Source organism: Dyadobacter sp. SRI_021, from assembly GCF_057586235.1.
This window is the reverse complement of record NZ_JBYCZM010000017.1, coordinates 79056-97647: the sequence shown is the minus strand read 5'-3', so window position 1 is coordinate 97647 and position 18592 is coordinate 79056. Positions and strand designations below refer to the sequence as shown.

Sequence of the window (18592 nt, the reverse complement as noted above, 5' to 3'; positions counted from 1 at the left end):
ATCATCTAAATTTGAAACGATAGTCAACACTGCTTGCGTATACAGGCTAGAATCATCCATAGAATCAGATATCCGAATTACAAGTAGCGAGAATTTCTCGCGATACTGCAAATCCTTGACTTCAGAATATTGGCCAACTTCGCTACTATCTACTAACCCTTGTCTAAAATGAATCTCTTCATTTCTCTTGTAGATTTCCAGGTTCGAAAGGGCGCGATCTACTTTTCCTTCAATTGGTGAACCAAACATCTTTTGAGTCAGGGAGGTTTCTAGACTTTGTGTTGTGTCGAGGATAATCGACTGCGAATCAACAATTGCGCCGCGATATGGCTCGAAGGAATATAGTTGATCATTCGAAGGATCCGCCAAGTTCAGGTGATTTACAATGAAATGGACTGAAATAGTTTCCTCACCAGCAATGCCAGCAATATAGCCAAGCATCTGCTTGATTTTGGATTTTAGGTTGCTATCGCCCGTACGCTCACTATGATTAGTAGCGATCCCCCAATTAAAGAGATTGCAACGAAGTAGCAAGAAGTGTTCAAGGGATTTGGTAGCTTTCGGTACCATATTCTCCACTATCATTCGATACTTGGGATCGCCTTGATACTTTCGGTTAAAATCCTCGATCTTGCGTATTAATATCTGACGTGTAGCTCCGCTTGTTTCTTTGGATTTAACGTACTCCCAGAAGCTTTCGATTATTGCGGTATTTTCAATTCTGAGTAGTCTTAAAAATTGATTGAAATTGCCATTTCGATTATCGTGCCTTCTCGAGCCCCAGATGGATAAATCCTCGGTGCCTATATTCGCCTCAAGCTTAATAGCTTTAGTTTCATGATCGCTAACAAGTTCCTTGACAAGGGAAATTATCTGGTAGATAAAGCGCTTAGATGAAATATGCGAATAGACACCCGTATCTAGTATTTCATTGATTCTGGCCTCTGTCTGGCTCTCATCGAATAGAGTAGTAACATAACTATGTTTACTTGCTTTGTCCGAACGAAAGTTGTCGCTAGGCAGGACACTGCCAAGTTTAAAATTATTGTGTGTAATCGAAGATAGCTCATCTGCATATTCGAGGATATCTGACCTCCAAGGCGCAGACTCCTTTTCTCGATACAAGGCAGACAACCTCTTTGCTACCTTTAAATTCTCTCGCTGTGCAATTGGATTGAGACGCATCTCATTTCGATGTATAAGTTCAATGAAGTTCTTTAATGCAGCCAGGAATTGGGGATGGAATATATAGTTACTTTTTAGTTGCACAGATCTTTTCAGAAGAAATTTGAGATTTTGGAATTTTGAAAATAACTGGCTACGGGTATGTATAAAGAATGTTGATAGATTAAAATCATTTAGAATTTCCATTTCTTTCCTAGCTATCTCAAGTTCATGAATTATCCACCTGAAAGCGGGAATTCGTATTTCCTTGTAATATATTAGCGGTGAAGAGCATATAGTTTTTAATATAATGGATCTGATATTTCCACCATAACGCTTGGCTAATTTTTCATTTAGAGTGTCTTGCTTGAGATTAAATTTTACGAAACTCTCAATATTTTCAAGAGTACTAATATTCTCGTCAAAAAAGTCTGCTAGATTGAGCTTATAGTGATCTATAGGTGCTCCATCGTTCGATTTTGAAATACCTGATATCTCAAATAGTTTTTGCAAGATATTCAGAACTAGAAGTTGATGTAATTTTTTACCAGCAAAGCCTTCTGGGCTTTGCGCCCTATCTTTGATACTGTTCTCTATATCAACAAGCCGAAGCTTATTTGCCTTCATTAAGAACAGTTCCTTAATTGAATCAAGTGACGCACCGTTAGCAAGACTATGGTATCTGCTACGTTCATCTAGAAGCGGAAACTTGCTAGTTGGCTCTTTTACAGCTGTATTGTTCAATTTATAGAAGTATAATAATCTATTTTCAGTATTCGGAGTATGCCCAAGGCGGAGCAGCAGATTGTCTTCTGAATCGTAGGTCATTCTGTTAAGTAAGCATACGCAATAGTCGATTCCTCTTCCGGATGTTATTTTGCTTCTAATATATTCCGTGATATAGTTTGTTTCCAAAAACGAGTTTATACTCGACAATACATCGTCGACATATACTACGAGATCGGCTTGATGAAGTCCATCAGAATACAGCGAAGCTGAGTTTTCTAAATAATCTTCACCTAATGAAATTGTGAGGCAGTTTGCGGCATACTCAAATATATATTCATTTACAAGATCGATAAACTTTGACTTTAGGCCGCTTGCTGGTGTAAGAATTACCACCTTCTTATACTGGACCGACCTTGGGTTGAATACTTTATGTTTCAAACTTGCAAGCCAAGTTTTAAGCAAATTGATATTAAGGTCTACCACAGTTGAGGAATCGATAAAGTATCGATAATTGTTACTACCTTTTTTTATGTTTCCATAGAGTAATGCGCCGGATAGGTTTATATGTTCTGTCGAAAAAATGTTTCGAGACTTGGTTTTAGGGTATCCAAAGATTAAACTTGGCGTGATAGAGGACTTACCAGTCTCGATAAGGCACTTTTCATTCGTTATCTCTTCTGGATTACATAAAGTGCAATTGTCTGAGTCGCTCCATTCTGTGTAAACTGGTATTAAATACTTTTGATAGATTGTCTCAGGTTTCTCACTCACTGTCTTTATCACCACGATCTTTTCTTTAACGTCGATGGCATGCCAGTTATAGGTCTCTTTCAATAATCGATCACGAAATGTTCGGTACTCCCCTCCGAACAGAAGCGTCCCGATTCTGTCACTACCATCTCGGGCAATGTCCTCAAATGTGGCTGACGGAGATTTGTGGCCAACAATTATCACGTTCAAATGCAAATCAAAAAATGAATATTTGACTGAATTCCTGTCAGGGCCAGGTGCTTGCATAATCTCGGCAATTTGATTCGACATTTTTCGTGACGTCGAGAAGCTCGATGCAATAGGTACAATGAAGAGTATATTCGTGTGGGTAGATGTAAACCCTTTTGAGAGCTTTCCATCTTTGATAGTATTATGGTTAAAAATGAATTTACTACTTCCCAAGTATGAAGCAAGAAAGTTTGTAATTGTGCTTGTTAGGAATGTTGAATAATCCTCATATCCAACTAATGTTATAGAATAGTCATGTAAGCCTCCCGGCGGAAGTGGAAGTAGTAACTTGGATTTTTCTTCTAGATTTGTGTGAATATATTTTGAAATTATATAGGATAAAGGGGTTGTAAAAAAGCTATTATGAAACAACCTCTTTGCATAGTAAAAATCTTTGATATGAATTTTTGACCCCAACCGAAAATGAGTATCAGATATCTTATATCCCCGATTATTCGAATTGTGATAATCTCCCGTATTGAATTCTTTATTTAGTGAGAATTGTACCGATTGTTCGAATAGTGAAATCGGTGCTCCATGTTTATCAATGTTTTTTATTACTAATTCAAAGTATAGAAGTTTTTTTCTTTTGAATAGTTGTGAGTCTTGATAAATTGCTTCTGTCTCCCCGTTACTTTCTCTCTTTGTAGCCTTTAAAAACTCCTTACGATATGAGTAGTGATGCCGCCAAATATTTTTATTTATATGGTCAAATACAAACTCAGAACTTCCTGTTAATAACGTTGCTCCATATCTAATAATTGAAGGATCTATATCTGAATACTTGTATGAATAGAACAATACTCTGCTTTCCCAAGTCCAGAATGAAAAAGATTTACTTTGGTTAATCGCTCGACGCTGAGATATTATATCCCTAACGATACTTGCATTAACGTTATAGACAATTACATCTTTGAATAGCAGACTTACCCCAGACAACAGCCTTATCCATTGACTTTCACCCTCAGTTTCGATGAAATTTCCGTTTAAAAGTAGAATTTCACCGGGTCTGTTTTTCGAAATCCTTTCGACTTGGTCGTATATTTGAAAAATCCGGTCATATTTTAATTTTGTTTCTCGATCTGTTGAGCTTGGAATTTCGTAATAAATTAAATTTTTATTTTTTTGATCGATATTTTGTGATGTATTGTTTATTATCCGGACGTAGTCTAATTCTTTAAAGAAGTCAAGATTGGTGGCATCGTTATCTGTATTTTTCCAAATTTTTAACTCTGAACGCGACAGGGCACGCGCGACATTGATAGGAATTATACAGTGATAGTTTGTGCCAAAATTGTTAGCGGGGGGATACTCTTGCAAGTCTTCTCTTTTAACATTTCCTTTAAATAGTGTGCACGATTCTTCGTTCGAGGATACCTGTATGTATCCCATATAGGCGTCTCTAATTATGTGGGTAAAGTAGTGCAAGCCGTACCTACTTATTATTTTGTTTTGCTGATGTGTGAGATTTTTGATTTTATCTATGTCAACATGAAAGAAATCTTCAAATTTGTATTCGTCTCTTATTATGTCAATTTCTTCGGCTTTAAATGGATGCTTTCTGCCGTGTGTTGCCTTCAGCTTAGCAAGATTTGACGTATAGGTTTGTCGGATTGATTTTTCGCCAAGGTCTAATACGTTGAGGTCAATGAAATTTTTCTCCGTTCGTTGAGCTATGTATTCGTTCTCTAGCCTTCCCTTGAGTTTTTTGAGGCGATCTCGATCATAAATGCGGCAGCTGATAACGCCGCTTCCTGTTGAACTGTGCTCTAAAATATTGGTGGCAAGTTCTCGAATACTACGTGATACGTCAGCAACAAATTTTCGATGCTTCTCTATCGTCGCTAAGTCTCCGGAGATTACATTTTGTTTGAATGACTGGCGCACTCGCCGGTCCAGGTATATCTCATCAGAAAGCAATATGTTTAAAAGGCATGTTTCAAAGAAACTAAGTTCATGCAAGTGATGCGTACCGTCTTCGTCGTATTTAAAGTCGCTTTCTTTTGTGCGTTTATCGATGTGGGATTTTAGACTATCGTGATACTGGCTCCAAAGATTGTCATCCTTTCCTGATGTATATTTGTTAACGAGATATTTTTGAATATCAGCCTTGCTTTGAATGAGTATTAACGGTATGAAACGCATCGAGTGCGTAGCCCCTTTCGTCAGATTGTAAGTTATTTGTTTCAATTCCCCACTCTCTTTTTCTAATAACATTGCACTGAGCTTGAGCCGTGAGTGGAGCGAGGGATGGAAATGAAGTATTTGAGTTAGTTGGGCACGTACGCTAAATACTCTACTACTAGGTATTCCGTTATCGAATAGGAATTCTATTGTTGAGTCATGTGTGTCTATTAATAAAAGAGCTCCATAATCTAATATCAATTGATCTAACTCGCCAGTATCTTTCGAATTTGAAGGCCCTATGTGCGTGAAGTGTATTGTTATCTTTGAAGATGGGGCTTTTCTGCATTCCTTGATTATCTTGCGGAACTGATTAATTGTTTCGTAATTAGCATGTTCATTGACAACTATTGTTTTTTTTAACATTGATGCTAGGGAAAGAGGGTTAATTTATTGGGACTGGAGGCTGCTGATTTGTCTCCGTTATTTTGCGCCTTACTATGATGATTGTCAAAGTATGTTTGTACGATTGACTATTGCGAAAAACTTCATGACTTCCTTCATGCTGGGACTGGCTCCCGATTATGTCTTTCTCCTACGTATTCCAAATGGGGGAAAGTTTGTAAAGATGTTGGGTGCAAATTCGCTTTTGTTAAAGCATAATATCAGAACAGATGGGCTTAGATGAAAACCGTAAACTAATTGGCAAAACAACAATGGGTCTTTTAGTACTGAAAGCCGGTACCACCGTTTATAGATTTCTCTTAGCATGCTTTCCCACCCCGGTTCATATCGGTTTAGGTATATATATATACCTAGTATTAAGGGTCTCAAGGCGCGTAACGAGTTTCGAGTGAGCCCAGCCTCGCAGAGCCAGATTCAAATAAAGCGCGCGGTGATATCCGCGTGATACATTTGTACATCTGGCCTACCACGGAAAGACAGGTGGTATCACCTAAATCTGGCACGTCTGAAACAGCTAGATTGTCATGCCCGACAAGCAGGTCTACGCCTTAAAAGGTCACTAATGGTCCAGATTCGGCAACAAAAGAAAAAAATAGTTCCAACTAAGCCTTTAAGCCCAATTGGGAGCAAAAATGCTCTTTTTGATCCTTTCCTAACCCCTTTCTGCCTGATTTGGATGATTTTACCTCAAAAGCGACCTTCTCGGCATAGGTTAGTTTAAGGGCGACCAAATTGCACACCAGATTTCGCCTCGAACCATAACATTTATCATTCATAAAAGTCAATAAATTTTTTCTTACAAGCCCCTTTCACAACTACGGAGGGGTTGTAAGAAAAAATTTAAAGTCTGCTAAAATTCGTTCCCGTAACAATAACCTCAGAATAGGCGCGAGAAGTGGAATGGCTAGTCAATTGTAAATTGGCAGTCTATAGCTACTTGCTACGTTTCGCCCGGCGCATTTGGCGGGTGTCCAACGAGGCATTTTTGCAAATGCATTACGGACTTTCCGAGTGAATTGCGAACTAGTAGAACCATTGGCTCTTATGTGGTGAACAATAGCTTTGCCAGCGGACGTAATTGTAAAAGTAATCGTTATTAAGCCAAGGTTTCCAAACTCTTCTGCCGTGATATTAAGCTCCTTATTGATGTAGATATAGAACTGGGAAATGCCGCCAGGAAAAGTTGCATTAACTTCTGGCGCTGGATACACCAGTTCCTTGGCCTGAGGATCATACTTACCTTTACATAATACGTCTTCACAAATGCCGGTTCTAGGTGGCAGTGCAAGGCATATGAAGACACAAAATAAAACCCAAAGCATTTTGATTTCACATTTTGCTTTGGACTCATCAGTAGAAAAATGCACGACTGAAATCATTTTGAATCGCCAAGCAATCGCCTGAGTAGCTCGACTTTTTCTTGTTCGGAAGCAAGTAAACGTTCATAAAGCTTTTTGTTTTCATCCAGAGCCTCGACCCACTTTTCAATAGGATTAAAGTTGATGGTGCAGTTGTTATTTATCGACCCTGCATTATCGTTCAAGGTACTGGCAATAATGTTTATTGCCGCTTCTTCGCTAAAGTTTTTGATTGCGTCTGCCGGAACCCTGAGTATTTGGGCAACCTGGTCTAAGATTTCTTGTTCAACGACTTCCTTCTGTTCAAGTAACGAAACGCGCTTCTGTGACCAGTCATCGCCAAGCTGAAACGCTAATCCCTCTTGCTTAATACCCAGCATTTCCCTAAAACGTCGGATGTTCCGGCCGTGGTGAATTTGTTTTGTCATGTCTGGCGAAGTGTTCATTTTCCAAAAGATAAGGTGTCTCTGGTTTTGATCAAAAGCCTAAAATAGCTGTTTTAGGGCTAAGAAACCAAGTTTTGGATTTTTTTAGAAGTGCATTAGCCACGACTTTCAGCATTTGTTCCACTTAAACAGGGGTGATGATGAGATATATGTCGGAAGATATCAAGGATCTGAAACCGGTCTGGATATCAAGTCAGGAGACCGAGCGCCCGGAGAAAATATTGCGGGAATTTTGGAGAAATTATACGATTGCTGATTGCCGGTTCTTTCTGTGGCAGATGCTCTCAGCATCGATATCGGCCGAAGGCCAGCATGTAGATGCCAGCCCTGGAGAGCAGATCTACTTTTTTGAGAATCTAGTGGTGTACCTTGAAGCATCGTTCGTGTTGGATCAGCATCGATCTTTGTCAAAAGCAAAAGCAGGAGAAGGTGGGCATACTGAGCCTACTGAACTTTCCCGGAAATCGGAGTCATCAAAGACCAATCGAGGAAGCCTACCTAAGAAGCTGAATAAGCGCCTTAAACGCCTTTCGATCTGGCATCGTGATGGATTCGATGACCCGTACGCGATTCTTGCTTCCTTTTTTGACGCGTACGACCTAACAAGCTTTAAGGCGAGATTGTACGATATTTTGCAGGTGTGCTGTCAAGAAAAATATTACGAGAAGGGCTGTCCTGCCGATGTGCTGTACTTTCTAGAAAAGGTTGAATCGATCATCAATGCTGCCTACCTGATTCTGAGCGGTGAAAAGGAAAAACGGCTAACCAAATTGAAACCATCCGCCGAAGTCACTTGCAAAGCTGGCGTCAGACCGGAAGGAGAAATTGAACTACCTACCAGTACAGCCCAATTCTTGACAGAATTTTTTGAGTACAAGAGCCTAAAGAAATGGAAGCAGGAACTTAACCGGATTTGCCTTTACTCCCTAAGTAGCCAGTCTGCTCAGGAATGGGGAGTTTACATTGACTTGCTTACCCTATACCAGCTACTTGGCAGGCTAGCAGAAACGGCTTTTGATCTTCGAAAAAATGAAGCAGCGTTGGTGTAACGACTGAAAGAAAGTATCTTGGGGCTTTGGTAGGGCGGTGATTCTGTTTCATCTTGGTGGATTGTTGCAAGCTCTGTCCTACCTATATTCTTTTAAAATTACGCGGGATACTTTCGGTCTGAGGTTTTGCAGCAACAAGCGATTGCTGCCAACGAATCGTAGCTAAATCGGCACTCGACTGGCCATTCTCCGCTCGCTTAACTATCTGTGAATATTTCTAAAAGACTTCATTAAGGTAATCGAATACGAATGTCATGTGCTAAAAAATGACCAATCAGGGAAATGGTAAAGCGGCTTCATTGCGCACCGACGACCCAGAGTGGCAATTGGTCGAAAGCAGGACGCTTGACTTTGCCGCTCCGGAAAATCCTCTGGACTGGTATGTATTAACAGAAACCACCAACTCATTGCTGAACGAATTAATAGCCTATACTTCAAGAGAGCGTAGACGGGAGATGAAGCAGATTCAACCCGACCCTGCAAAGATTAAGATACTCGAAGAGCTATTTGCGGAGGTTCACGGCGTTAATTCCGACCCTGAAAATTTCAAGCGTCTCGCAAGAATGAAGGCGATTATTGGTCGGTACGCTCCTAAATTGAATGCGATAACAGACGTGGCGTGATAAGGATAGCTTAATGCTACAAAAGCTGATAGTCTACACTCTTAAAGCCCCCAACGTCCGAGCTTTGCCCAATTCTGATACGTACCCGAGCGAAAGATGTTTTACCCATTTGAAAATCGAAAGGGTCTAGGATTCGCCCTGTGCAGATTTTAGCTTTGTTTTCTTCGCAATGCTAAAATAGAAAAACAATGGAAAGATTCAGGAGAATGAGTGAGGAGAAAGGCAGTTTGCCGCAGGATCAATTAGTTACGCTTGCAGACCTTAATGGTGTTCGCGATGAGCTTTTGGCCGCAATTAACAGGATAAGAGTGTCGTCGCCTGATGTTGTAAAGAAATGGCTCAAATCCTCCGAAGTTAGAAAAATACTTAATATTTCGGCGGGCAAGTTGCTGGCCCTTAGAGCTAATCGCCAGCTCGCATTTGTCAGATTGGGCGGAGTTATTTACTACGATAAAAATGACATCGAAGCCATGATTCACAAAGCCAAAATGCCAAGCCTGCCTGTAAATGCATGAACAGCGGGTATCAAAACTCTGGGCGAGGGCGTGATATTCCACCCGAACAGGAACACGTGGAAATTTATTTTCTTCAATGTAACAAGACTAAAGAGGCGGCCATTGAATTCTACCTCCATTACTCAGGGCGCTATTGGCGCTCCCTGAGTGGGAAAGTCATTCAAGACTGGAAGCGTCTGGCATGGCAATGGATTTGGAATAGATCGGTATAGCGGGTGGCACAAGCAGAGAAAGCTGGAAATGTACTTGTAGGAACGCCAGAACCCGATGTTACGATCGAGTTGGACACCGTTGAAGTTTCAATTGTACCAAAGATGGAATCAGGGAATCAACTCCATGAAACTATGGCAGCTAATTCCTGCGTTTGGAGTTTCTATACAGAGATACCGCGAGCTTCACGCCGAAAGAAGACTTGGGCTTTATGTTTTCCCAAATCATTCGTCATGTAAAACCTGGGGGTTTGTCGAAAATCTATACAATCTACCCACCAATAGCTAAGCCATAGTCTGATAATTCCTAAAATTGTCTCAGCTAAACCGGATAGCTGGTTTAACGTTGAGTAAAATTTTCCAATCATTCCCTGATTTTCAGGGAATGATTCTTGCTGAACTACCTGACCCATGTACATTCTTGTTTTTTCTGGCAGGTCACCAGTCACAACCAAATACTGCCAAGAAGTGTCATCGGATAAAACATAACTGTATAAACTGTGAAAAGAAATCTACTTCTCCTTCTTTTTGCCTCTGTTTGGTTCGGCTGCGATTCAAAAAACGAGTCGACGTTTGGTATTGAACCTGCGTTAGCATCATACATCGATGACGCCCCTGCTATCAGAAAGAGTTATTGCGCCGACTCGGACTGTAAGAGGCTGTCCAGCGAAGAAAAATTCACCTATGACGATCATGACAAGCTCACCCGTATAGATAATTTCGTGCTTACTGCTGATGGGACGATGGTCCCATATCAATACAGCGAATATCTCTATACTTCTTCGGGATTGTTAGCCTCAAAAACGGATTATGCCAAAAATGCCGATCAAAAGGACTGGCACCGTTACAGCCAAACCGAGTTTGAATATGATGCTGGTTTGTTGAAAGTTGAAAGGCAATACAGCTTTCCATATTCGTCTGCTACCAAAACGCTGACCAGGTCCACATTGAATGAATTCAAAGATGGGAAAAAGAGTGGTCAACGATGGTTAGATGCGGCAGGAAATTTAATCTATCGCGTCGAATACCGCTATAAAAATGGGGTTTTGAACCATGAAACATGGTATGACGCTGCTGACAAAGTGAATAGGACTTTTGAGCACAAATTCTCTGGCAACCGCAGGCAAATTGGCGAGTACCTGACAGGATCAAGAGAGTTGCTTGCCATGATCGAGAAATCATACGATGAGCAGGGAAGATTATTGACCCAGGAAACAAAGGTTAACAATCTATTACTTTGCGCCCTTGCCCCCGGGAAAATACAATTTACATACTAGTTGGAACGGTAGAGTGCACTTGTCACATAAGATCATTCTGCCTTGCAAGGCGCTCCGTGATATGCTCGTGGTTCTGGATGCGCTGTAAAACGTAATTGGCCGGCCCCCAGACCGGCAAGGTTAAGAACAAGAAAAGCAAAGCCGCTGGTGATACGCTCAGCGGCTTTGCTTTTTAAATTGATATGGCCTTCAATTTCCCTGAGTTAGTAAAGAGTTTTTGCTTAACGAGGGCCATATGGTCACTAATTCGCTGCTTCCGGACTCGGGCGTAGCGTTGGGTCGTTCTAATATTCCGGTGTCCAAGCATTTTGCCGACGTCTTCCAGCGGCACGCCATTGTTAAGCATCATATCGGCAAACGTATGACGGGCAAGGTGGGTGTTAAGCGGCCTTTTGATCCCGCAGATCACCGCAAGTTCTTTGAGGTAGACATTGTACCGGAAATTGCTGTTGACCGGGATCAGCCGGTTATTGACCTTGCAATAGGGATGGCCCTGGTATTTATCAATCAATTCTTGCACAACCGGGAGGATGGGCACCATTTCAGTGACCTCAGTCTTTCCTCGATCTTTGATCAGCCACTTTTCACCAGTTCGGCCGACTTTCACGATATTTTCAGGCGAAAGGTTATACATATCCTGGTAAGCGAAGCCTGTAAAGCACTGAAAAATGAATGCGTCGCGCACTTCACTGATCCGGTCGATGTCAATCTGCTTTTTATGAATGGCCTCGACCTCAAATAGCTCCAATGGCAGTACCTCTTTATTACCTCCCGAGCAAACAAACCCTTCCAATGGATTGGATGCGATGATTTTCTTCTTAACGCCCATCTTAACGATTTGTCTCGTCCATTTCACCAGCTTCTTAGCAGTGACCTCGGAAAGCGGCTCATCCAGGTGAAGCGTTAGATAATCGTAAAATTCTTCGGCAAAGCACTGGTCTATCTCCGTCATTTCGATGTCCTTCCGCTGATAACGGAAACGGATGAACGCCTCTACCTTCCGTTTGGTAGACCGCCAGTGTCGAAGCGTCCCTTCCGAGCGGATTCCTTTCTTGGCTTTCTTTTCGAAAATCGCGATGAATTCATCGAAGGCAGCTAGCAGCGTTTGGCTGGGCCCGGCTGCCTTTTCGGGCTTTGATTTGGAATGAGACAGCGGCAATCCCAGGTAGGCATTTTTCAGCATCACAGGCGTCACGTGATTAAACTGGGATTGCAGCACCAGGAAATGCTTCTCGATCTCAGCCTGCGCCTGGACGATTTTCAAGTTAATCATCTTGGCTTCCGAGGTGGTGGTGGTCACCTGCTTGGCATCGCCATTCCAGAAGTCGGGATGGATCTTTTTGCCAAGGGAAATGTCAGTGTCGGTTCCGTCGATGGTGATCCTGACATAGATGGGTGCTTTTCCGTCTTTGGAGGCCTTGCCCCGGTATAGCCAGAAAAGCAGTGACAGATTTTGTTTGAACTTCATGCTCGCACATTTTAAGGTTGGTAATTGTGTCCGTGGAGAACCTTAAATCAAAACCGCCTCAATCAAACATCTGATTCGGTCACCTAATTTACCGAATCCAACAGGTGACCGAATAGGTGACCGAATGGATTGGTTCATTATGATTCAGACTGACCTGCCTTTTTGCAAAATGTGCTGATTATCAATGCATTTTAAACAAAAAAGGCACACTTTCGTGTGCCTTCTGTGATCCCGCTGGGATTCGAACCCAGGACCCATACATTAAAAGTGTATTGCTCTACCAGCTGAGCTACGGAATCATTTTCTACTTGCTTTGGGCTTTCGAAGTTCTGCAAGTCTTGGATTAGCCGTGGCGTTTTCCGTAATTGCGATGCAAAAGTAGAATTCTTTAAAGTATAATGCAAGTACCCTACAAGAAAAAACTGTTTTTTTCGTTTTTGTTTCTGGCTTTTTTCGTGCCAGATGTGGCCTTTTGCGCCAACCGGAAGGAGCTCAAAACCGCTGATTCTCTGTTCGCTATCGCGAGGTATGCGGAGGCGCAAACGCTCTACAAAAAAAATTTCAGCCTGACAGAAAAAAATAGCCAGGTATTACTTTTGAAGCTCGCTTTCTTAGCAGAAAAGACCAACAATTACACCGATTGCCTTTTTTTTCTCAGCAAATTAGCCCTGGTACAGCCTTCAAGGCATCTTTTTGAAAAAATGGACAAGCTCGCCAAGGAGCAAAATCTAAGTGGCTATGAATTCGACGATTACAACTATTTCATAATATTTTATCGAAAATATGGTGATTACATTCCAATATTGCTCCTAACTTTGGGCACCTATATAGTTGTCATAATGGTTACTAAGACACGCAGGAAGGAGCCTATTTTGCAGATTCACAAAGTCTCTATTATCGTTTATCTGCTCGCGTTGCTGGGAATATTAAATGTGCCTTCCCTTTATCAAACGTGCATCATTGTGAATGAAAATACCTTCCTCCGCGACGAACCTTCCTCGGCTGCCGGTGTGGTCGACAAAGTTGGGAAAGGCCATAAACTGACAATTATTGGGTCTGTCGACCATTGGGACAGGGTCATTTGGAACAATCGGATCGTGTATATTCGTAAAAGCGATCTGTGGAACATTTAACAGACCCGGTTGGTATCATTTTTGCAACATATGAGTTTGTATGTATATTTAGGAGTCAAATTTTTTAATTAACGCTGTATGAAAAAGCCAATGAAACGTTTTTTACTATTGATCGCAGGAGTTTTGATGTTAGGTTTTGTAACTTCTTGTAAAGAAGAGGGGCCTCATAAAGATGACATTGTAAAGCTGTCGGCCGTCATCAATAGTAGCGCCACGATGCCAAAATCTACATCTTCCGCGCAGGGAACTGGTGTTTTTGAATACAACAAGGTTACTATGGAGCTGAAATACAACATCACTTACCAGAACATCACTCCTACCTCGGTGAACATCCACGCTGCCAATCCTGCCTGGCAAGTTGGCGGTATTGTTTTCCCACTTGCTGATAAGCCTGCCGGTAACCAGGTGCAAGGCTCGGTGAAACTGAACCTGGAACAGCAAACCCAGCTTATCACTGGTATGATGTATGTAAATATCCCGACTGAGCTGTACTACTACGGAGAAATCCGCGGACAGATACTGGTCGACAAATTCGAAAAGTAATCAACATTTCGCCATACAAAAAAGGCTTTCGGAATCGCCGAAAGCCTTTTTTATGCCCTACTTTTTACCTTTCTTCTTCTGCCTCGATTCGAATTCCTCAATCTCCCGCATCAGCGCTCCAAGGTCGTCGGTGGTATCGGCTGTGAATTCGAGCGTCTCCGCATAATCTTCGGCGGTCAACTTCACCACCGCGATGGGCTTGTCGAGATATTGCTGTATCTGATCGAGTACAGGCTTTTCTTCTTCACTGCAAAACGACACCGCGATACCCTTCTGCATCCCGCGACCGGTACGGCCTACACGGTGAACGTAATTTTCGGGTTGCTCGGGCAAATCGTAGTTGATCACGTAATCCACATTCGGGATGTCGATTCCACGCGCACTCACATCCGTCGCAATCAATACTTTTACATTACCTTTCTTAAACTCGTTCATGGCCGTGAGGCGGTCGGCTTGCTCTTTGTCTCCGTGAATGGTCAGGCTTTTAATCTCCATACGTTCGAGCGCCTTGTACACACGCTCAGCCCGCACCTTCGTGCGTACGAACACGAGTATCTTTTTATCTGCATTCTGGCGAATCACGCGTTCCAGGAAAAAGCGCTTGTCGTCCATGGCCACAAAGGCAACGGAATGATCGATGTTCTTGGCAACCGGATTTTTAGGTGAAATCTGGATCCGGATCGCATTCCTGACCAGTGAATAGGCGAGTTTCTTGATCTTTTCATCAATGGTAGCCGAGAAAAAAAGCGTTTGCCTTCTTTTAGGTAAACGCCGGATCAGGTCCTGAATATCCTTAATGAACCCGAGATCGAGCATATGATCGGCTTCGTCGAGAATGAGCGTATCCACGCGGTCGAGCTTGATGTAGCCCTGGCTCACGAGATCGAACATCCGGCCAGGCGTCGAAACGAGAATATCAATGCCCTTTTCCAGCTTCGCGATCTGCGGCCCTTGCTCCACCCCACCGAACACGCTGAAAGTTTTCACTTTGGTATGGCGCGAAATGCTTGCAAACACCTCGGCAATCTGAATCGCCAGCTCTCGCGTAGGCACCATGACCACGCATTTGATTCCCTCCGACCGGCTCGAAGCCTTTTGTTTATGCAGTTTATCCACCACCGGGATCGCAAAAGCGGCTGTCTTGCCGGTACCCGTCTGCGCAATCGCCAGCACATCCTCCCCTTTCATTACCGCCGGAATGGCTTTAAACTGAATATCGGTCGGTTTTTTGAACCCGGCCGCTTCCAGGCTCCGCTTGATCTCCGCGGCAATGGGATAATCTTCAAATTTCATAAGCAAATAATGGGGCAGACCGGCGCCGGCCTGCCCTTCGTTTTAATGGGAGTGCAAAGATAACCGGTTATCCGGCAATGCATGAGTTATTACAGGCCCGGCTCGTAAAACCGCAAGCGGTTTCGAAGCGAAGCAACTTCCCTGTCCAGATGTTCGATACGGTTAAGCAGTCCCTGAATGGCTTCAATCCCTTCCAGATTGATGTCGAGCTCGCGGTGAAGGCGGATAATGCGTTCGATGTGGTTCAACTGCGGGACCTGCAAAAAACGGTTGTTACCGACAATCACGGTTTCGATCAGATCGTGTTCCTGCAATGACTCTACAAACTCGTATTCCACATCATAATTCATGCAGAACACCTCGATGGCAATCAATTGATCATTTTCCATATCGTTTTCAGGATTTAGACAATTCTGTAAACAATTCCTTCTGGCGATCGGTCAGGTTGGTCGGGATTTTGACATCGAAAGTTACGTAAAGATCACCGAACTGGCCCTCTTGTTTGTAAACAGGAAACCCCTTTCCTTTCAGGCGTACCACACTGCCATTCTGTGTCTCCGGTTTCACGGGCAACTTCACTTTCCCGCTCATTGTCTCCACCACCAGCTCGCCGCCCAGCACTGCCGTGTAAAGATCCAGCTCTGCTTTCAAATGCAGATCATTGCCTGATCTTCTGAATTTTTCGTCGGTTCCTACCGAAAAAGTAATGTATAAATCTCCGTTAGGTCCGCCGTTGCTTCCAGGTCCGCCATGGCCTGCTATCTTGATGGTCTGCCCGTTTTCAACGCCTGCCGGCACGGTAATACGAATGTTTTTGCCATTCACCGTCAGGGTTTGCTTGTGCGTTTCATAGGCGTCGCGGAGGCTCAGATGGATTTCGGCCTGGTAATCCTGTCCACGGAAACGAGCCTGCCTGCCGCCGCCGAAACCGGAACCGAACATCGATTCGAAGAAATCGGAGAAACCTTCACTGCTACCGCCATACCACTGGCCCTCCTGCCCTCCTGCCTGGCTGCGCGCCTGCCGCGCCCGTTCGAATTCCTCGCTATGTTGCCAATCCTTACCGTACTTATCGTACTTTTTACGCTTTTCCGGGTCGCTCAGCACCTCATTCGCCTCGTTTAGTTCCTGAAACTTCTTCTGCGCTTCCTTGTCGTTCGGGTTCAGATCAGGATGGTATTTTCTCGCCAGTTTCCTGTAAGCGTTCTTAATGGCCTTATCGTCAGCATTTTTGTCAAGTCCGAGTATTTGATAATAATCTACAAAAGCCATAAATATTCAATCTGTTGAAGTGAATAATGGTTTATAAAACAGTCCCCTACTTCCGTGCCAGCATTTTAATGTACAAATCTTCCACCTTCTTTCTCGCCCAGGGAGTTTTTCTCAAAAATTTGAGACTTGATTTCACGCTGGGATCGTTTTGAAAGCTATTGATATTGACATAATAACCCATTTGCTCCCAACCGTAATAATCAACGAGTTCATTCAAAATCACTTCGAGCGTTTTGCCATGCAGCGGGTTATTGGGTTGTGATTCCATGCGTACCATTTGAAAAATGTTGCTGTGTCTTTTAAAGTAGATTTCTGTTCTTAAATAATTATTATGCAGGTTGATTAGTTCAAAACCTAAATCCTGTCCGATGGATCAGATTAAATGGGGTATTATCGGTTGCGGCAATGTGACCGAAGTCAAAAGCGGGCCCGCATTCAATAAGGTACCCAACTCTTCGCTCGTAGCCGTTATGCGGCGCGATGGCGCGCTGGCCAAAGACTATGCCGAACGCCACGGCGTACCCAAATGGTATGACAACGCCGGAGCGCTCATCAACGACCCTGATATCAACGCGATTTACATCGCCACGCCGCCCGATGCCCACGAAAGCCTCGCTTTCAAGGCAATGCAAGCGGGGAAGCCCGTTTATATCGAAAAACCCATGGCCCGCACCGCCGCCGAATGCGACCGCATCAACGCCGAAAGCAAGCGTACCGGCGTACCCGTTTTTGTGGCCTATTACCGCCGCGCACTGGACTACTTCCTGAAAGTAAAAGAATTGATCGACAAAAAAGTAATCGGAGATATTCGCTTTATTGATATTTGCCTCCAATGGCAACCCTACGATGAAGAGGTCGGGCCGAATGCAAAGCCTCGCTGGCGCGTCAAACCGGAAATTTCAGGCGGCGGACATTTCCACGACCTGGCTTCGCACCAGTTCGACCTGCTCGAATTTATTTTCGGGCCTATCCGCCACGCATCGGGGATCGCACGCAACCAGGCGGGCCTGTACGAGGCCGACGATATTGTCGTCGCCAATTTTGAATTCGAATCGGGCGTGTTGGGTAAAGGGAGCTGGTGCTACACCATCGACAAGGACCAGCGCGAGGACGAAACGCAGATCATCGGCTCCAAGGGCCGCATAACCTTTTCGTTTTTCGAGAAATTTGACATTCACGTCGAAACCTCGGAAGGTATCGAAGTCTTCCACATTCCTTATCCGCAGCACGTACAGCAGCCGCTCATCGAATCCATCGTGAAAGAACTGCGTGGCGAAGGAAAGAGCCCGAGCAGCGGAGATACAGGCGCACGGGCGAACCTGATCATGGACCGGATTACGCAAAAGCAATAATTTTAGGATGCAGAATACAAATGCACGGGATATTGCTGTTATTTAAAAGATTATTAGTACTCAAATTCAATAGTCATGGCCAAAGGAAAAAACCTGGACAAAGGGAGCGCCAAAAAAGAGGCAACCAAATCCCTGAAAGAAAAAAGAGCCGATAAGAAGGCAAAAAAGGACGGCAAGAAGGATTACTAACCTTTCCGGAACGCCCTTCCCGAATGGCTCCCGCAACGCAATGCAGGAGCCATTTCGCTTTTAGTAGATCTCCCGGTTAGTCTTGTATTTGGAAAGCCGTTTCCGCGAGCGGACGATTTTCGAATGGATCCTGTTCTTTTCATCCGGTGTGAGGATGTCGTCGGCCAACGCTTTGTCGATCGTCAATTCGATTGCATTGCGCTCCTTTTTCAGTTTGGCGTACTCGTTGGCGGTCAGCTTGTGGCTTTTATATGCGGCTTCGATTTGGCTGTTAAGCTTTCGGAGCTCCGCTTTGAAGTTTTGGGAATGAGCGCTGTGGGTTATCAGTATGGTAATAAAGCTGGCAAAAAGTAATTTCATGGCTATAATGAATGTCCTGCTGTT

16 protein-coding genes and 1 tRNA gene are annotated in these 18592 nt (G+C 43.5%); 7 read left to right on the top strand and 10 right to left on the bottom strand.

Annotated elements, in window-relative coordinates; translation table 11 throughout:
* The 3 genes from AC2YIT_RS30580 to AC2YIT_RS30570 all read right to left on the bottom strand — a co-directional run.
* Positions 1-5109, bottom strand: a 5109-nt coding sequence (locus AC2YIT_RS30580) for a hypothetical protein (RefSeq protein ID WP_487281711.1), incomplete at its 3' end; no start/stop codon positions are given.
* Positions 5110-6389: 1280 nt separating this feature from the next.
* Entirely contained in the window at positions 6390-6848 is a 459-nt protein-coding gene (locus AC2YIT_RS30575) for an energy transducer TonB (RefSeq protein WP_487281710.1), read from the bottom strand.
* 8 nt (positions 6849-6856) lie between these two features.
* Positions 6857-7285, bottom strand: a complete 429-nt coding sequence (locus tag AC2YIT_RS30570) for a helix-turn-helix domain-containing protein (protein WP_487281709.1) — start codon at positions 7283-7285, stop codon at positions 6857-6859.
* Between the two features lie 137 nt (positions 7286-7422).
* Between AC2YIT_RS30570 and AC2YIT_RS30565 the strand changes: the two genes are divergently transcribed.
* The 4 genes from AC2YIT_RS30565 (at position 7423) to AC2YIT_RS30550 (ending at position 10958) form a co-directional block, all read left to right on the top strand.
* Positions 7423-8334: a hypothetical protein gene (locus tag AC2YIT_RS30565; RefSeq protein WP_487281708.1), complete on the top strand. Its 912-nt coding sequence runs from the start codon at positions 7423-7425 to the stop codon at positions 8332-8334.
* 266 nt (positions 8335-8600) lie between these two features.
* Positions 8601-8957 (top strand): hypothetical protein, encoded by a 357-nt coding sequence (locus AC2YIT_RS30560; protein ID WP_487281707.1) that lies wholly within the window; start codon positions 8601-8603, stop codon positions 8955-8957.
* Positions 8958-9145: 188 nt separating this feature from the next.
* Entirely contained in the window at positions 9146-9472 is a 327-nt protein-coding gene (locus AC2YIT_RS30555) for a helix-turn-helix domain-containing protein (RefSeq protein WP_487281706.1), read from the top strand.
* 709 nt (positions 9473-10181) lie between these two features.
* Complete coding sequence (locus tag AC2YIT_RS30550; RefSeq protein WP_487281705.1) at positions 10182-10958, top strand: hypothetical protein; 777 nt, start codon at positions 10182-10184, stop codon at positions 10956-10958.
* Between the two features lie 172 nt (positions 10959-11130).
* Here AC2YIT_RS30550 and AC2YIT_RS30545 read toward each other — a convergent pair whose 3' ends face one another.
* Positions 11131-12426 (bottom strand): site-specific integrase, encoded by a 1296-nt coding sequence (locus AC2YIT_RS30545; protein ID WP_487281704.1) that lies wholly within the window; start codon positions 12424-12426, stop codon positions 11131-11133.
* Between the two features lie 226 nt (positions 12427-12652).
* Positions 12653-12725, bottom strand: a tRNA-Lys gene (locus tag AC2YIT_RS30540).
* A 99-nt stretch (positions 12726-12824) separates the two neighbouring features.
* Here AC2YIT_RS30540 and AC2YIT_RS30535 point away from each other — a divergent pair.
* A complete protein-coding gene (locus tag AC2YIT_RS30535; protein WP_430851364.1) occupies positions 12825-13559 on the top strand; it encodes a hypothetical protein in 735 nt (244 codons plus the stop codon).
* A gap of 78 nt (positions 13560-13637) precedes the next feature.
* On the top strand, positions 13638-14102 hold the full coding sequence (locus AC2YIT_RS30530; protein WP_430851362.1) for a CHRD domain-containing protein: 465 nt from the start codon (positions 13638-13640) through the stop codon (positions 14100-14102).
* A 57-nt stretch (positions 14103-14159) separates the two neighbouring features.
* Here AC2YIT_RS30530 and AC2YIT_RS30525 read toward each other — a convergent pair whose 3' ends face one another.
* The 4 genes from AC2YIT_RS30525 to AC2YIT_RS30510 all read right to left on the bottom strand — a co-directional run bounded on the left by AC2YIT_RS30525 (position 14160) and on the right by AC2YIT_RS30510 (position 16935).
* Positions 14160-15395 (bottom strand): DEAD/DEAH box helicase, encoded by a 1236-nt coding sequence (locus AC2YIT_RS30525; protein WP_487281703.1) that lies wholly within the window; start codon positions 15393-15395, stop codon positions 14160-14162.
* A gap of 89 nt (positions 15396-15484) precedes the next feature.
* Positions 15485-15784: a chaperone modulator CbpM gene (locus AC2YIT_RS30520; RefSeq protein WP_430851358.1), complete on the bottom strand. Its 300-nt coding sequence runs from the start codon at positions 15782-15784 to the stop codon at positions 15485-15487.
* Positions 15785-15791: 7 nt separating this feature from the next.
* Positions 15792-16667, bottom strand: a complete 876-nt coding sequence (locus AC2YIT_RS30515) for a DnaJ C-terminal domain-containing protein (RefSeq protein ID WP_487281702.1) — start codon at positions 16665-16667, stop codon at positions 15792-15794.
* A 46-nt stretch (positions 16668-16713) separates the two neighbouring features.
* The gene (locus AC2YIT_RS30510; RefSeq protein ID WP_430851354.1) at positions 16714-16935 is read right to left on the bottom strand and encodes a VF530 family protein; all 222 of its coding nucleotides are present in this window, start codon (positions 16933-16935) and stop codon (positions 16714-16716) included.
* A gap of 100 nt (positions 16936-17035) precedes the next feature.
* Between AC2YIT_RS30510 and AC2YIT_RS30505 the strand changes: the two genes are divergently transcribed.
* Positions 17036-18019, top strand: coding sequence for a Gfo/Idh/MocA family protein (locus AC2YIT_RS30505; RefSeq protein WP_487281701.1), 984 nt, complete (start codon positions 17036-17038; stop codon positions 18017-18019).
* A 249-nt stretch (positions 18020-18268) separates the two neighbouring features.
* Here the strand turns inward: AC2YIT_RS30505 and AC2YIT_RS30500 are convergent, their stop codons facing one another.
* Positions 18269-18568, bottom strand: a complete 300-nt coding sequence (locus AC2YIT_RS30500) for a hypothetical protein (protein ID WP_487281700.1) — start codon at positions 18566-18568, stop codon at positions 18269-18271.
* Between the last annotated feature and the right edge of the window lie 24 nt (positions 18569-18592).

Excerpts from the sequence above, each read along its gene's own strand:
- AC2YIT_RS30570 (WP_487281709.1), bottom strand. The coding sequence starts at position 7,285 with ATGAACACTTCGCCAGACATGACAAAACAAATTCACCACGGCCGGAAC.
- AC2YIT_RS30565 (WP_487281708.1), top strand. The coding sequence starts at position 7,423 with ATGATGAGATATATGTCGGAAGATATCAAGGATCTGAAACCGGTCTGG.
- AC2YIT_RS30560 (WP_487281707.1), top strand. The coding sequence starts at position 8,601 with ATGACCAATCAGGGAAATGGTAAAGCGGCTTCATTGCGCACCGACGAC.
- AC2YIT_RS30555 (WP_487281706.1), top strand. The coding sequence starts at position 9,146 with ATGGAAAGATTCAGGAGAATGAGTGAGGAGAAAGGCAGTTTGCCGCAG.
- AC2YIT_RS30545 (WP_487281704.1), bottom strand. The coding sequence starts at position 12,426 with ATGAAGTTCAAACAAAATCTGTCACTGCTTTTCTGGCTATACCGGGGC.
- AC2YIT_RS30535 (WP_430851364.1), top strand. The coding sequence starts at position 12,825 with ATGCAAGTACCCTACAAGAAAAAACTGTTTTTTTCGTTTTTGTTTCTG.
- AC2YIT_RS30530 (WP_430851362.1), top strand. The coding sequence starts at position 13,638 with ATGAAAAAGCCAATGAAACGTTTTTTACTATTGATCGCAGGAGTTTTG.
- AC2YIT_RS30525 (WP_487281703.1), bottom strand. The coding sequence starts at position 15,395 with ATGAAATTTGAAGATTATCCCATTGCCGCGGAGATCAAGCGGAGCCTG.
- AC2YIT_RS30520 (WP_430851358.1), bottom strand. The coding sequence starts at position 15,784 with ATGGAAAATGATCAATTGATTGCCATCGAGGTGTTCTGCATGAATTAT.
- AC2YIT_RS30515 (WP_487281702.1), bottom strand. The coding sequence starts at position 16,667 with ATGGCTTTTGTAGATTATTATCAAATACTCGGACTTGACAAAAATGCT.
- AC2YIT_RS30510 (WP_430851354.1), bottom strand. The coding sequence starts at position 16,935 with ATGGAATCACAACCCAATAACCCGCTGCATGGCAAAACGCTCGAAGTG.
- AC2YIT_RS30505 (WP_487281701.1), top strand. The coding sequence starts at position 17,036 with ATGGATCAGATTAAATGGGGTATTATCGGTTGCGGCAATGTGACCGAA.
- AC2YIT_RS30500 (WP_487281700.1), bottom strand. The coding sequence starts at position 18,568 with ATGAAATTACTTTTTGCCAGCTTTATTACCATACTGATAACCCACAGC.